This window comes from Salipiger abyssi (assembly GCF_017311415.1).
Classification (GTDB): domain Bacteria; phylum Pseudomonadota; class Alphaproteobacteria; order Rhodobacterales; family Rhodobacteraceae; genus Salipiger; species Salipiger abyssi_A.
Genome location: NZ_JAEKIS010000006.1, coordinates 197148 through 209430, shown reverse-complemented (window position 1 = coordinate 209430; position 12283 = coordinate 197148). Strand labels below are relative to the sequence as shown.

At 67.7% G+C, this 12283-nt stretch carries 17 protein-coding genes and 1 other RNA gene; 12 read left to right on the top strand and 6 right to left on the bottom strand.

Annotated features, from left to right (window positions below; translation table 11 throughout):
• Positions 1–98 precede the first annotated feature (98 nt).
• An RNA gene (gene rnpB, locus I6N89_RS10735) (RNase P RNA component class A) lies at positions 99–507 on the bottom strand.
• 143 nt (positions 508–650) lie between these two features.
• Here rnpB and I6N89_RS25425 point away from each other — a divergent pair.
• The 3 genes from I6N89_RS25425 (at position 651) to I6N89_RS10725 (ending at position 2467) form a co-directional block, all read left to right on the top strand.
• A complete protein-coding gene (locus I6N89_RS25425) occupies positions 651–1226 on the top strand; it encodes a hypothetical protein (RefSeq protein ID WP_236016547.1) in 576 nt (191 codons plus the stop codon).
• 17 nt (positions 1227–1243) lie between these two features.
• Positions 1244–1639 (top strand): hypothetical protein, encoded by a 396-nt coding sequence (locus I6N89_RS25420; protein ID WP_236016546.1) that lies wholly within the window; start codon positions 1244–1246, stop codon positions 1637–1639.
• Positions 1640–1702: 63 nt separating this feature from the next.
• A complete protein-coding gene (locus tag I6N89_RS10725; protein WP_207018440.1) occupies positions 1703–2467 on the top strand; it encodes a sulfite exporter TauE/SafE family protein in 765 nt (254 codons plus the stop codon).
• 85 nt (positions 2468–2552) lie between these two features.
• On the opposite strand, the gene I6N89_RS10720 is transcribed toward I6N89_RS10725, so the two are convergent.
• The 4 genes from I6N89_RS10720 to ugpB all read right to left on the bottom strand — a co-directional run bounded on the left by I6N89_RS10720 (position 2553) and on the right by ugpB (position 6779).
• Positions 2553–3566, bottom strand: coding sequence for an ABC transporter ATP-binding protein (locus tag I6N89_RS10720; RefSeq protein WP_207018439.1), 1014 nt, complete (start codon positions 3564–3566; stop codon positions 2553–2555).
• A 47-nt stretch (positions 3567–3613) separates the two neighbouring features.
• A complete protein-coding gene (gene ugpE, locus I6N89_RS10715) occupies positions 3614–4450 on the bottom strand; it encodes a sn-glycerol-3-phosphate ABC transporter permease UgpE (protein WP_207018511.1) in 837 nt (278 codons plus the stop codon).
• A gap of 20 nt (positions 4451–4470) precedes the next feature.
• Positions 4471–5352 carry a sn-glycerol-3-phosphate ABC transporter permease UgpA gene (gene ugpA, locus I6N89_RS10710; protein ID WP_076702395.1) on the bottom strand — a complete coding sequence of 294 codons (882 nt, stop codon included), beginning with the start codon at positions 5350–5352 and terminating at the stop codon, positions 4471–4473.
• 119 nt (positions 5353–5471) lie between these two features.
• Positions 5472–6779, bottom strand: a complete 1308-nt coding sequence (gene ugpB / locus I6N89_RS10705; RefSeq protein ID WP_207018438.1) for a sn-glycerol-3-phosphate ABC transporter substrate-binding protein UgpB — start codon at positions 6777–6779, stop codon at positions 5472–5474.
• A 317-nt stretch (positions 6780–7096) separates the two neighbouring features.
• On the opposite strand from ugpB, the gene I6N89_RS10700 reads away from it, so the two are divergent.
• The 9 genes from I6N89_RS10700 (at position 7097) to I6N89_RS10660 (ending at position 11835) form a co-directional block, all read left to right on the top strand.
• The gene (locus I6N89_RS10700; RefSeq protein WP_207018437.1) at positions 7097–7921 is read left to right on the top strand and encodes a 2-dehydro-3-deoxygalactonokinase; all 825 of its coding nucleotides are present in this window, start codon (positions 7097–7099) and stop codon (positions 7919–7921) included.
• A gap of 74 nt (positions 7922–7995) precedes the next feature.
• The gene (gene tsaA / locus I6N89_RS10695) at positions 7996–8481 is read left to right on the top strand and encodes a tRNA (N6-threonylcarbamoyladenosine(37)-N6)-methyltransferase TrmO (protein WP_207018436.1); all 486 of its coding nucleotides are present in this window, start codon (positions 7996–7998) and stop codon (positions 8479–8481) included.
• Positions 8482–8658: 177 nt separating this feature from the next.
• On the top strand, positions 8659–9474 hold the full coding sequence (locus I6N89_RS10690; protein WP_207018435.1) for an urease accessory protein UreD: 816 nt from the start codon (positions 8659–8661) through the stop codon (positions 9472–9474).
• 3 nt (positions 9475–9477) lie between these two features.
• On the top strand, positions 9478–9780 hold the full coding sequence (locus tag I6N89_RS10685) for an urease subunit gamma (RefSeq protein WP_076702413.1): 303 nt from the start codon (positions 9478–9480) through the stop codon (positions 9778–9780).
• Positions 9781–9799: 19 nt separating this feature from the next.
• Entirely contained in the window at positions 9800–10372 is a 573-nt protein-coding gene (locus I6N89_RS10680) for a HupE/UreJ family protein (RefSeq protein ID WP_207018434.1), read from the top strand.
• Positions 10373–10384: 12 nt separating this feature from the next.
• On the top strand, positions 10385–10690 hold the full coding sequence (locus I6N89_RS10675; protein WP_207018433.1) for an urease subunit beta: 306 nt from the start codon (positions 10385–10387) through the stop codon (positions 10688–10690).
• A 54-nt stretch (positions 10691–10744) separates the two neighbouring features.
• The gene (locus I6N89_RS10670) at positions 10745–11074 is read left to right on the top strand and encodes an antifreeze protein (RefSeq protein WP_207018432.1); all 330 of its coding nucleotides are present in this window, start codon (positions 10745–10747) and stop codon (positions 11072–11074) included.
• A 19-nt stretch (positions 11075–11093) separates the two neighbouring features.
• Positions 11094–11429 carry a hypothetical protein gene (locus I6N89_RS10665; protein ID WP_207018431.1) on the top strand — a complete coding sequence of 112 codons (336 nt, stop codon included), beginning with the start codon at positions 11094–11096 and terminating at the stop codon, positions 11427–11429.
• A 10-nt stretch (positions 11430–11439) separates the two neighbouring features.
• Positions 11440–11835 (top strand): carboxymuconolactone decarboxylase family protein, encoded by a 396-nt coding sequence (locus tag I6N89_RS10660; protein WP_207018430.1) that lies wholly within the window; start codon positions 11440–11442, stop codon positions 11833–11835.
• 72 nt (positions 11836–11907) lie between these two features.
• On the opposite strand, the gene I6N89_RS25410 is transcribed toward I6N89_RS10660, so the two are convergent.
• Positions 11908–12282, bottom strand: coding sequence for a c-type cytochrome (locus I6N89_RS25410; protein ID WP_328805873.1), 375 nt, complete (start codon positions 12280–12282; stop codon positions 11908–11910).
• Between the last annotated feature and the right edge of the window lies 1 nt (position 12283).

Genomic DNA, 12283 nt, shown 5'->3' with positions numbered 1-12283 from the left:
TTCTCCTGCAACGGGGCCGCTCTCGCGTCCCGTGAAATCCTTGAAGCCCGCCTTTTACCCATGCGCGCGCCCGAGTCAACCGGGCATCGCGGAAATATATGCGTGGAGGGCCTGTAAGCCGGATTCTGTTCCGGACGGGTTGCCCCGTCCATCGGCGACCATTCCTCTAGGCCCCCGGTCGCCCGGGGGCTCGTGCTGCCAACCCGGACCTCTCGGGCCGAAGCCGCCCTGCGGCGATATCCCCGAAAGGATCATGCCCGCGCGAGGTCCCTATTTGGCATTGCTCCCGGTGGGGCTTGCCATGCGGGCGCTGTTGCCAGCCCCCCGGTGGGCTCTTACCCCACCGTTTCACCCTGACCCCGGACCAGGTCCGGGGCGGTCTGTTTTCTGTGGCGCTCTCCGTCAGGTTGCCCTGCCCGGGCGTTACCCGGCACCGGCGCTTCGGCGAGTCCGGACTTTCCTCCCCCGGCGGATCGCTCCGCCGGCAGCGGCCGCCCGGCCCTCCACGCGCGCCCGACATAGGGGCGGGGCGGGGGGCCGTCAATGGCGATGCGGCGCGGCCCCGTACCGCCCGGGGCGGCGTTTACCGAAGCTCAATCTCTTGACGCCAGACTGGCGCGGCGTGCGGGGCGCCGTTCAGGGCAGGGTGCATGAGACGGATCGACGAAAAACTGGCCAAGATCAGCTCGGGCAATTACGGCCCGCGCGATTTCATCATCACCTTTGCCAAGGATGCCGACCTATTGCGCGGCTGCTCGGCCACCGGGCGCGACACGCAGGGCCGGCCGCGCCCGCTCTCCGCCTACCGCGCCGATGTGAAGCGGGTGATCGAAAGCGATCTCGCCGATATCGTGCTGACCTCGCTCTCCACCGCCGAGATGCTGGCGGAGGACGGCGTCTATGGCCGCTCTAACGCGACCCCGGCGGTGCGGCTGAACGATCCCACCAATATGTGGCGCGTGCGCGGCGGCGCCTACCCGGCGCAGCCGGCGCTGCCCTTCCGCTCGGCGCGGCTCGACGCGGTGAAGCCGGCGGCCAATCTCGGGCTCTACAGCGTCACCTTCTACAACGATCCGGTGCAGGATCACGCCACGCTCTGCGCCTATTCCGATTTCCGCGACCTCGCCACCGCCGTGGGCATAAGGCATTTCCTCCAGGTCACCGATCCGCCCTTCGCCATCGATACCGGGGGGCGGAGTATGGCGCCTATCGCAACGATATCCTGATCCGCAGCCTTGCCGGCGTGGCGCGGCGCGAGCGCCCGGTTTTCATCGAGACCGAATATCACGGCCCCGCCGCGATGGAGGAGCTGGCGGGCTGGCACCCCTCGCGGCTGGTGGTCGGGCTCACCGGCTGCCCGAACGGCACCACGCGCGACTGCCTCGAACGGCTCGCGCAGGCGGAAAAATACGGTGCGCGGCTCTCCGGCTTCAGCCGCGAGAGCTTTGCCTGCGAGGATCCGGTGCTGATGCTCACCGCCATGCGCCGGGTGATCCGCGAGGGGCTCGGCTCCTTCGAGGCGGTCAAGGCCTATCACGCCGATCTGCGTCAGGCCGGGCTCAGCCCCAACCGCGCATTGCAGGACGATGTCGAGCTCACCAGCCCGCTGCTGCGCGCCCATGCCGCCGAGGCCGCCTGAGGGTTTGGCCTTTTCGCTCCGCCGCTTGCGTGCCAGAAGGTGCCGCAACCCCGGGGGAGCGGCATGGAGCAGACGGCAGCATTCTGGATCGCGGCAGGCATGGCCACGTTTTTCGTGGGCATGTCGAAGGGCGGGCTGCCGATGGTGGCCATGCTGGGCGTGCCGATCCTGTCGGTCTTTATCCCGCCCGCCGCCGCGGCGGGGCTGCTGCTGCCGATGTATATCCTCGCCGATCTCTATGCGGTCTGGCTGTTCCGCGGGCAGTATTCCGCGCGCAACCTCAAGATCCTGATCCCGGCCTCCGCCATCGGCATCCTCGCCGCCTTCCTGCTGGTCTCGCGCGTGCCGGTGGAGGCGAGCAAGCTGGTGGTGGCGCTGATCGGGCTCGGTTATTTGCTCGACGCGCTGCGCAAGCGCCTCTCGGGCGATTTCCGCTCGCGCCCGGCGGATGTGCCGCGCGGTCTGTTCTGGGGCGCGCTGGCCGGCTTCACCAGCTATATCAGCCATGCGGGCGGGCCGCCGTTTCAGGCCTATACCCTGCCGCAGAAGCTGCCGAAGATGACCTTTGCCGGCACCGCCACGATCACCTTCGCCTGCATCAACTGGATGAAGCTGCCGCCCTATATCCTCGCGGAGCAGGTCACCTGGGAGAGCCTGAAACAGATCTCGGTACTGGCGCCGGTGGCGCTGATCGGCGCCTGGTCGGGCTACCGTGTCACCAAATGGCTGCCCGAACGGATCTTCTTCACCCTGATCAATATCGCGCTCGGCCTGCTCTGCCTGAAGCTGCTGAGCGAGGTCGCCCAGGCCTGGTGGCCGGGCGCATAACCGACCGCCAAAGCGCTCCGGAAAGCCCCTTCATCTTTCTGAAAATACTCCAGAAAACCCTCGCCACGGGTGCTGCGCCCGACGCTTACGTGCCGCGCATCCGCCGGCCCTCCGCATCGAACCGCATCTCGGCGGCGCTCTCCCAGCTCAGTCCGGCCTCCATGCCTTCGCCCGGCGCCTCGGCGCCGCCCTCCTGCCGGACAGTCACGTCCGTGCCGTCTTCCAGCCGCAGATGCACCAGCGTTTCCGCCCCCAGCGGCTCGACCGAGATCACACGCCCGGCGATCCGCCCCTCACCGGGCGCGACCAGCGACAGGTGTTCGGGCCGGATGCCGAGCTGTTCGCCCTCGGTCCCGCCGAACCGCGAAGCGGGCAGGAAATTCGTCGGCGGCGAGCCGATGAAGCCCGCGACAAAGGCGGTCTCGGGGTCGGCATAGACATCGAGCGGCGCGCCGATCTGGTCGGCCACGCCCGCGTTCATCACGATCATCCGGTCGGCCAGCGTCATCGCCTCGACCTGATCGTGGGTCACATAAAGCGCCGTCACCCCCAGCTTGCGCTGGAGCTGCTTGATCTCCAGCCGCATCTGCACCCGCAGCTTGGCGTCGAGATTCGACAGCGGCTCGTCGAAGAGAAACACCGCCGGACGCCGTACGATGGCGCGTCCCATCGCCACGCGCTGGCGCTGACCGCCCGAAAGCTCGCGCGGCCGGCGCTTGAGATAGGGCTCCAGTTGCAGCAGCTTTGCCGCCTCCTGCACGCGCGTGGCGATCTCGGGCTTCGGCGTCTTTGCGATCTTCAGCCCGTAACCCATGTTCTCCGCCACCGACATATGCGGGTAGAGCGCGTAATTCTGGAATACCATGGCGATGTCGCGCGCCATCGGTTCCTTTTCGTTCACCCTGTCGCCGCCGATGCGGATCTCGCCTTCCGAGACGCCTTCGAGCCCCGCAACCATGCGCAGCAGGGTGGATTTGCCGCAGCCCGAGGGGCCGACGATCACGATGAACTCGCCCTCGGCCACGTCGATATCGACCCCGTGGATGACCTTGGTCTCGCCAAAGGATTTCTTCACATGCTCAAGCGTCAGGGTGGCCATTTACTGCGTGTCCCGTTGGATCGGATTGGAGGGCGTGCCGGTCATGCTCATTTCTCGCTGTCGACAAGCCCGCGGATGAACAGTTTCTGCATCGAGATCACGACGATGACCGGCGGGATCATGGCGAGGATCGAGGTCGCCATGATCACCGGCCAGTCGGCGATATCGTCGCCCGACGGGAACATCTGCTTGATGCCCATCACGATGGTGTTCATCTCCGGGTCGGTGGTGATGAGGAGCGGCCAGAGATACTGGTTCCAGCCGTAGATGAAGAGGATGACGAAGAGCGCCGCCATATTGGTGCGGCTCATCGGCAGCAGGATATCGACAAAGAACCGCATCGGCCCGGCGCCGTCGACCCGCGCCGCCTCGGCCAGCTCGTCGGGCACGGTCATGAAGAACTGCCGGAAGAGAAAGGTGGCCGTGGCCGAGGCGATGAGCGGCAGGATCAGCCCCTGATAGGAGTTCAGCATGTCGAACCGCGCGGCGACCTCGTAGGTCGGCACGATGCGTACTTCGACGGGCAGCATCAGGGTGACGAAGATCAGCCAGAAGAACAGCTTGCGGCCCGGAAAGCGGAAATAGACGATGGCAAAGGCCGAGAGGATCGAGATCACGATCTTGCCGAGCGCGATGCCGATCGCCATCACCGCCGAGTTCGCCAGCATCCGCGCCACCGGCGCGTTGACGCCCGAGACCAGCGCCTTGGCGTAGTTCTCCAGGAACTGATCGCCGGGCAGCAGGGGCATCGGCGGGTGTACGATTTCGGGCTGGGTGATCGTCGAGGCGACGAAGGCCAGCCAGATCGGGAAGAAGATGAAGAGCACGCCAAGGATCAGCCCCGCATGTGTCAGCCAGTGCCCCGCGCCGCGTTTTTCCACCATGCCTGTGTGCCGGTCGGCCATCAGTAATGCACCTTCCGTTCGACATATTTGAATTGCAGCACCGTGAGCGCCCCCACCACCAGCAGCAGGATCACCGATTGCGCCGCTGAGGATCCCAGATCCTGCCCGACGAAGCCGTCGGCATAGACCTTGTAGACCAGGATGGTGGTCGATTGCTGCGGCCCGCCGGCGGTGATGGTGTGGATCACCCCGAAGGTCTCGAAGAAGGCATAGACGATATTGACCACCAGCAGAAAGAAGGTGGTGGGCGAGAGCAGCGGAAAGACGATGGTGCGAAAGCGGGTCCAGAAGCCGGCGCCGTCGATGGCGGCGGCTTCGATCACCGAGCGCGGGATGGATTGCAGGCCGGCGAGGAAGAACAGGAAATTGTAGCTGATCCGCCCCCAGGCGGAGGCGATGACGACGAGGCCCATGGCCTCGGTGCCGTTCAGCACATGGTTCCAGTCATAGCCGAGCTGGCCGAGATACCAGGTGATGACGCCGACGCGGGTGTTGAACATGAACATCCACAGCACGCCCGCCACGGCGGGGGCCACCGCATAGGGCCAGATGAGCAGCGTGCGATAGGTGCCCGAGCCCTTGATCAGCCGGTCGGCGAGCACGGCGAGATAGAGCGCGAGGCCCATCGAGACCAGCGTGACCAGCGTCGAGAAGATCGCGGTGGTGAGGAAGGAGGCACGGTAATAGGGATCGCTCAGCAGGTATTCGAAATTGCCGAGACCGACATACTGCATCGACAGCCCGAACGGGTCGGGGATGAAGAGCGACTGCCACACCGCTTGACCGGCGGGGTAGAAGAAGAACACCGCCGTGATCAGCATCTGCGGCGCGATGAGCAGCAGCGGCAGCCAGACGCCCTTGAAGATCACACGTTTTTCCATGGCAGGTCAGCTCGGGGTCGTGGGGGAAATGATCGCGCCCCGGACCAGGTCCGGGGCCTCATGCCGCCATTGCAGCGTGGAGGCCCCGGCGCGGAGGCCGGGGCGCGATGCGAGGGGGCTTAGCGGTTGGCCTGCTCGAAGCGGCGCAGCAGCTGGTCGCCGCGGGTCTTGGCACTGTCGAGCGCCTCCTGGGCGGATTTGTCGCCCGACCAGACGGCCTCGAGCTCTTCGTCGATGATGCCGCGCACCTGATCGAAATTGCCCAGACGGATGCCCTTGGAATTCGCCGTGGGCGCCTTGGAGGTCATCTGGATCACCGCGATATCGGTGCCGGGGTTCTCGTCATAAAAACCCTGCTCGCGGGTCAGCTCGGCGGCGGCTTCGGTGATCGGCAGATAGCCGGTGTCCTGATGCCACTTGGCCTGGATCTCGGGCGAGGAGAGGAAGTTCAGGAACGCCGCGACGCCCTTGTATTCCTCGTCCGACTGGCCCTCCATGACCCAGAGCGAGGCGCCGCCGATGATGGTGTTCTGCGGCGCGCCTTCGGCATCCGACCAGTAGGGCAGCGGACGCACGGCGAAATCGAACTCCGCCTCGGAGGAGATGCCGGCATAGCCCGCCGAGCTTTCGGTGAAGAGCGCGCATTCGCCAGCGCGGAAATTCGCCCCGCCCTCGTTGCGGCGGCCGGCATAGATGAATTTTCCGTCCTGTGCCCACTGGCCCATGGTCTCGATATGCTTGACCTGCACCGGCCCGTTCAGCGCCAGCTCGGTGTCGAGCCCGGCAAAGCCGTTCTCCTGCGTGGCGAAGGGCACGTCATGATAGGCGGAGAGGTTTTCCAGATGGATCCAGCTCTGCCAGGCGGTGGTCAGCGGGCAGTCATTGCCGGAGTCCTTGAGCGTGGTCAGAACCTCGCCCACCTGCTCCCAGGTCGAGAGATCGACATCGCGGGCGATGCCGGCGGCTTCGAGCGCGTCCTCGTTGACCCAGAGCACGGGGGTCGAGGAGTTGAAGGGCAGCGACAGCATATTGCCCTCGGTGTCGGTGTAATAGCCTTTGACCGCGCCGATATAGGCGTCGGGGTCGAACGCGGCACCGGCGTCGGCCATCACTTCGTAGACCGGCTTCACGGCGCCCTTGGCGGCCATCATCGTGGCGGTGCCGACCTCGAAGACCATGAGGATGTCGGGCTGCTCGCCGGCGCGAAAGGCGGCGATGCCGGCATTCAGCGTCTCGGAATAGTTGCCCTTGTGGCTGGCGGTGACGGTGTACTCGCTTTGCGAGGCGTTGAAGGTCTCGACCTGCTCGGCGACCAGCTCGCCCAGGCGACCGGTGAAGGCATGCCAGAACTCGATCTCAGTCTGGGCCGCGGCGGACTGGCCGGCAAGCGCGGCGGTCAGGGCCAGGGCGGAAATGCGCAGTTTCATGTGTTTCTCCTTGTCGTCCGGGGTCGGGCCCTCTTGGCCGGACCCCCTGTTATCGAAACGGAAATCCCGCCAACGGGTGGCGGGGATGGCCCCGACATGCCCGATCAGCGCGACAGTTTCGTGACAGCGATTGGCCGCCGGTTGGCTCCGGCGGTCCTGTCGCTGACAGTGACGTTAAGGAATGCGGCCAGCGGGTATGCGGCCGCGCTCCTCCTCCGGCGGGTACTAGAACACGCGCGGGGCTGTTCGCCAAGAGGTTGCGGGGTTGCAGGGCGCTTGACGCGCCGCTACCTCTCGCGCGGAACAGGAGGTCAGGCATGACGCAACCGGACTGGATCGCCGCCGAATGGGGCGCCGCAGCTTTGCGGATCTGGCAGATGGCCAGCGATGGCACCGTGCTGTCCAAGGCGGAGAGCGGTGAGGGCTATGAACACACCGACGCACCGGGACCGGCTCTGCGGCGCCTGCTGCCGGATCTCGATGCCTCGGTGCCGGTGCTGATGAGCGGTGCGGGCCTGCTGCCGAGCCCCGCCGTGCCCTGCACGCCGCCGGTGGCGGCGCAGGCGCGCGAGGCGGATGGGCTGCGCCTGCTGCCCGGCGTGGCGCAGGAGACCCCCGCCGACCTGCTACGCGGCGAAGAGGTGCGGGTGGCGGGCTTTCTCGCGATGAACCCGCGCTTCGACGGGGTGGTCTGCCTGCCGGGGGCGCAGAACCGCTGGGTGCATGTGAGCGCCGGCGAGATCGTCAGTTTCCGCAGCTTTCTGACCGGCACGCTCTTTGCCGGCCTGCCGGGGCTGGCGGCGCCGGAGGCGGGCTGGGACGAGGCGGCGCTGGTGGCGGCGGCGGACCGGGCCATGGGCCGGCCCGCGGGGATCGCCGGCGATCTGGCGGCGGTGCTGGCGGAGATGCGGCTCAAGGGGATGCCGGAGGAGGCCGCCTCTTCGCAGGCGCTGGGCCTGCTCATCGGCCTGGAGCTGGCGGCGGCGAAACCCTATTGGCTGGGGCAGAGCGTCGCGCTGGTGGGCGAGGGTGCGCTGGTGGCGCCCTATCGCGCTGCGCTCGCGGCGCAGCATGTGCCGGTGGTGCAGGCCGATGGCGTGCGTATGGCGCTGGAGGGGCTCAAGGTGGCCTGGCGCGGCTGAGCCTTGCGCGAGGTCATGGCACCCGCCCGCGCGCTGCGCTAGCCTCTGCGCAAAAACCGCAAAGGAGATCCGCCATGCCCGACAGCGCCACCCTGCGCCCCGGCGAAACCACCGTCGAGCTGCCGCCCGCCGCCGACGCGCAGCTGCGCTTCATCGGTCGTATCCGTACGCCCTTCAAGACCCGCGCCGAGTGCCCCCGGCAGGGCGGCGCCGACGGCCCCGAATGCCGTGTCGAGATCGACCCGCTGCTGGAGCCGGCGCTTGACGGGATCGAACGCACCGACCGGATCGAACTGCTCTACTGGCTCGACCGCTCGCGCCGTGACCTGCTCACCCAGAGCCCGCGCGGCAGCGGCGAGCTGCGCGGCACGTTCAGCCTGCGCTCGCCCAACCGTCCGAATCCGATCGGCACCTCGGTGGTGACGTTGCTCCGCCGCGAGGGGCCGGTTCTGGTGGTGCGCGGGCTCGATTGTCTCGACGGCACGCCGCTCATCGACCTCAAGCCGGCGCGCTGCGATCATGCCGTGCGACAGCGGGAGGGGGCAGCACATCAGGGGTGATCTGAGGGTGACTGAAATTTCGGCAAATTCCGAAATTCCGCTTATCGTTCGGGCATGGGGCGTTCCAGGGCCGGGCTGTCAGGCGTTGCGCAAAGGCGGTGCCCTTGCCGTTCCGAGGGGCTGCGGAAAGGGTGGCGCGCTCAGGAGGTTTGCGCCATTCCCTACGATCACACAGCGATGACGCCCCGGACGGCCCCCGCCGCGCAGCGCGCCCGTGGGCGCGCCCGCCTCGGCGCGAGGCTGCGCGGCGCGCGTAGCGCGATCTCCGATCTGCATATGTCGGGCAGCTCCAAGCTGCTGTTCCCGCGCGCGCAGGGCGCCTTGCAGGCGGTCTACCTCAACAGCTCCGGCGGCATCACCGGCGGCGACGCCTTCGAAGTCGCGGCCCGGGCCGAGGCCGGCGCGCATCTGGCGATGACCACCCAGGCCGCCGAGCGCGTCTATCGTGCGCTGCCGAAGGAAACCGGACGGGTAGAGACCCGGCTGGAGCTGGAGGAAGGCGCGCGGCTCGACTGGCTGCCGCAGGAAACCATTCTGTTCGAGGGCGGCGCGCTCGATCGCAGGCTGTCCGTCGAGATGGCGCCGGATGCGCGGCTGCTGGCCTGCGAGGCGCTGATCTTTGGCCGCCACGCCATGGGCGAAGTGCTGCACGACCTGCGCCTGCGCGACCGCATCGACCTGCGCATCGGCGGCAGGCTGGCCTTTGCCGACCGGCTGCATCTGAGCGGCGATGCTGCCGCGACGCTTGCCCATCCCGCCATTGCCGGCGGCGCGGGGGCGATGGCAACGGTGATCCACGCGGCGCCGGGTGCCGCCAACGCCCGCGACACGCTGCGCGAGATGCTGCCCGAAACCGCAGGGGTCTCGGCGATCTCCGAGGATCTGCTGCTGATCCGTCTGGTTTCCGTTGACGGCTTTGCGCTGCGCGGTCACCTTGCTCCTGTCCTGCGCCGCCTCAGCGGTAGCGAACTGCCACGACCCTGGATGATCTGACCCATGCAACTGACCCCCCGCGAAAAGGACAAGCTTCTTGTCGCCATGGCCGCCGAAGTGGCCCGTAAACGCCTGAGCCGCGGCGTGAAGCTGAATTACCCCGAGGCGGTGGCGCTGATCACCGACGCGGTGGTCGAGGGCGCCCGCGACGGCCGCTCTGTGGCCGAGATGATGGAGGCGGGTGCCAAGGTCATCAGCGTGGAGCAATGCATGGAGGGCGTGCCCGAGATGATCCACGAGGTTCAGGTCGAGGCGACCTTTCCCGACGGCACAAAGCTTGTCACCGTGCATAACCCGATCCGCTGATCCCGCAGAAAGGCCCCAGATGAAACGATTTTCCCTGATCCTCGCCCCCGCTCTCCTGACCGCGAGCCCGGCGCTGGCGCATCTCAACCCGGGCGAGCACGGCTCTTTCGCGGCGGGCTTCACCCACCCGGTCTTTGGCGCCGACCACGTTCTGGCGATGGTCAGCGTCGGGCTCTGGGCGGCGCTGCTCGGGGGGCGGGCGATCTGGATGCTGCCCGCGTCTTTCGTCGCGGCCATGTGCGCGGGCTTCGTGATGGCGCTGGCCGGGCTGGCGCTGCCCTTTGTCGAGCCCGCAATCCTCGCCTCGGTCATGGTGCTGGGCGTCGCCGTGGCGCTGGCGGCGCGGGTGCCCGCCGGGCTGGGCGCGGCGGTGGTCGCGGTCTTTGCGCTGTTCCACGGCTTTGCCCATGGCACCGAGATCGGCGGCGCCACGGCGCTGAGCTATCTCGGCGGGTTCGCCATCGCCACGGCGCTGCTGCACGCGGCGGGGCTCGGGCTGGGCCTTGCCCTCACACGCTGGCTGAGCCCGGCGCTGACCCGCGCGCTCGGCGCGGCGGTGACGGTGCTCGGCGCCTCGCTGGCACTGGGCTGAGGGGGAACTGCGATGATCCCCGGAGAACTCTTTCCCGCCGACGGCGAGCTGGTGCTGAACGAGGGGCGGGAGGCGATCACCCTGATGGTCGCCAATACCGGCGACCGCCCCGTCCAGGTCGGCTCGCACTACCATTTCGCCGAGACCAACCCGGCGCTGGAATTCGACCGCGACGCGGCGATGGGGCTGCGGCTCGATATCGCGGCGGGCACCGCCGTGCGGTTCGAGCCTGGGCAGCGCCGCGAGGTGAACCTGATCCCGTTTTCGGGCGCACGCCGCATCTACGGCTTCAACAAGAAGGTCATGGGCGCGCTCTGAGCGTGCCCGGGATGAACCCGATAAAACGAAATAATAATAACGGAGTACGGTGCGATGTTCGGTCAGCTCAATGCGTGGCATGAAAGCGCGGTGAAACTTGGCCTGCTGGCCACGGAAGCGCAGAGCGTGGTGGCTTACCGGATGCTGGGCTTCAGCGGCCTCTGGTCGGTGCCGCCGTCCGAGTCGATCCGCATGGTTGCGGAAAAGACACCGGCCTTTCTGACCGGTTGGTGGGATGCCTCGCAGGCCTGGGGCAGTGGCGCCTCGCCCGAGGCGGTACTCGCGGCCTGGGCCGAGCCGCTGGAGGAAGCGGCACGCGAGAACCGCCAGAGGCTGGCGCGGCGCGGGCCGAAAGTGACCCTCGGTCTAGAGGCCGAGGACTGACGAGGAGGAGGACGACGACATGATGCCGATGACTCCGATGGATTGGAGCCTGGCGATGATGCGGGCCGGCTCGCAGGTGATGGGGGCACAGATCCGTCTGGCCCAGGTCATGTGCGAGGCGGGCATGGAGCAGCAACAGCGGCTCTGGGGGCTGCGGGGACCGGTCTTTCCCGCCAAGGAGCGCGCGACCGGGATGACCGGCGCCTGCGCGGCGGTCCACCCGCGCGCCGTGCCCCGGCTTCGGGCCGTGCCTGCCGTGCCCGGGGCGCGGACGCGCCGCCGCGTAGCATCGAAGGCACCGGTGCCGGTGCTGGTGGCGCGCTCGGGCGACGCCGACCTCTCGGCAGACATCTAGGGGCAACGTCATGGCCAGCCGTCCGCTTCTGACCGACGAACAGCTCTCGCCGCTCGCGCGCGCGGTCTTCGACGACATCCGCGCCACGCGCGGCACCGACTACGTCAACAATTTCTGGCGCGCGCTGGCGCATGATCCCGAGACGCTCAAGGCGACCTGGGAGCGGCTCAAGGGGCTGATGGGGCCGGGCGCGCTGGATCCGCTGGTCAAGGAGATGGTCTATATCGCCGTCTCCGCCGCCAATGCCTGCGAATATTGCTGTCACTCGCACACGGCGGCGGCGAAGGCCAAGGGCATGACCGACGCGATGCACAACGAGCTGCTGGCGGTGATCGGCGTGGCCAGTTTGACCAACGCCATGGCCACGGCGCTTCAGGTGCCGGTGGACGAGATGTTCGAGGTCTGATCCTAGATGCGCCTTTACCCTGCCACGCCGCCGAGTTCCCGCCGCGCCCCGAAGGGCGCGACGGGGCACATGTCAGGCGTCGGGCAGCGGCGGCAGGCTGCGCAGGTAGAGGATGACCGCGTCGAGATCCTCGGGCGTCATTCCGACGAGATAGCCATAGGGCATGGGCGGCAGCATCTCGCTGCCGTCGGTCCGCTTGCCCTCCGCGATCATCGCTTTCAGCTCAGCGTCGCTGTAGCCCGCCAGACCGTCCTCGTGGCTGGTGAGGTTGGCGGCGATGGAGGTGCCCCAGGGGCCGTGAAATTCGAATCCGCCCTGTCCGAGATGCTCTGGGTCGGTCATCGGGCCTTGCGGGCCCATCGGCGAATGGCATTCCATGCAATGCGCGACCGGCCCGGCGAGATAGGCGCCGTATGCCACGGTGACACCCTGCGGCGGGGTGGTCACG

Excerpts from the sequence above, each read along its gene's own strand:
- I6N89_RS25425 (WP_236016547.1), top strand. The coding sequence starts at position 651 with ATGAGACGGATCGACGAAAAACTGGCCAAGATCAGCTCGGGCAATTAC.
- I6N89_RS10725 (WP_207018440.1), top strand. The coding sequence starts at position 1,703 with ATGGAGCAGACGGCAGCATTCTGGATCGCGGCAGGCATGGCCACGTTT.
- I6N89_RS10720 (WP_207018439.1), bottom strand. The coding sequence starts at position 3,566 with ATGGCCACCCTGACGCTTGAGCATGTGAAGAAATCCTTTGGCGAGACC.
- ugpE (WP_207018511.1), bottom strand. The coding sequence starts at position 4,450 with ATGGTGGAAAAACGCGGCGCGGGGCACTGGCTGACACATGCGGGGCTG.
- ugpA (WP_076702395.1), bottom strand. The coding sequence starts at position 5,352 with ATGGAAAAACGTGTGATCTTCAAGGGCGTCTGGCTGCCGCTGCTGCTC.
- ugpB (WP_207018438.1), bottom strand. The coding sequence starts at position 6,779 with ATGAAACTGCGCATTTCCGCCCTGGCCCTGACCGCCGCGCTTGCCGGC.
- I6N89_RS10700 (WP_207018437.1), top strand. The coding sequence starts at position 7,097 with ATGACGCAACCGGACTGGATCGCCGCCGAATGGGGCGCCGCAGCTTTG.
- tsaA (WP_207018436.1), top strand. The coding sequence starts at position 7,996 with ATGCCCGACAGCGCCACCCTGCGCCCCGGCGAAACCACCGTCGAGCTG.
- I6N89_RS10690 (WP_207018435.1), top strand. The coding sequence starts at position 8,659 with ATGACGCCCCGGACGGCCCCCGCCGCGCAGCGCGCCCGTGGGCGCGCC.
- I6N89_RS10685 (WP_076702413.1), top strand. The coding sequence starts at position 9,478 with ATGCAACTGACCCCCCGCGAAAAGGACAAGCTTCTTGTCGCCATGGCC.
- I6N89_RS10680 (WP_207018434.1), top strand. The coding sequence starts at position 9,800 with ATGAAACGATTTTCCCTGATCCTCGCCCCCGCTCTCCTGACCGCGAGC.
- I6N89_RS10675 (WP_207018433.1), top strand. The coding sequence starts at position 10,385 with ATGATCCCCGGAGAACTCTTTCCCGCCGACGGCGAGCTGGTGCTGAAC.
- I6N89_RS10670 (WP_207018432.1), top strand. The coding sequence starts at position 10,745 with ATGTTCGGTCAGCTCAATGCGTGGCATGAAAGCGCGGTGAAACTTGGC.
- I6N89_RS10665 (WP_207018431.1), top strand. The coding sequence starts at position 11,094 with ATGATGCCGATGACTCCGATGGATTGGAGCCTGGCGATGATGCGGGCC.
- I6N89_RS10660 (WP_207018430.1), top strand. The coding sequence starts at position 11,440 with ATGGCCAGCCGTCCGCTTCTGACCGACGAACAGCTCTCGCCGCTCGCG.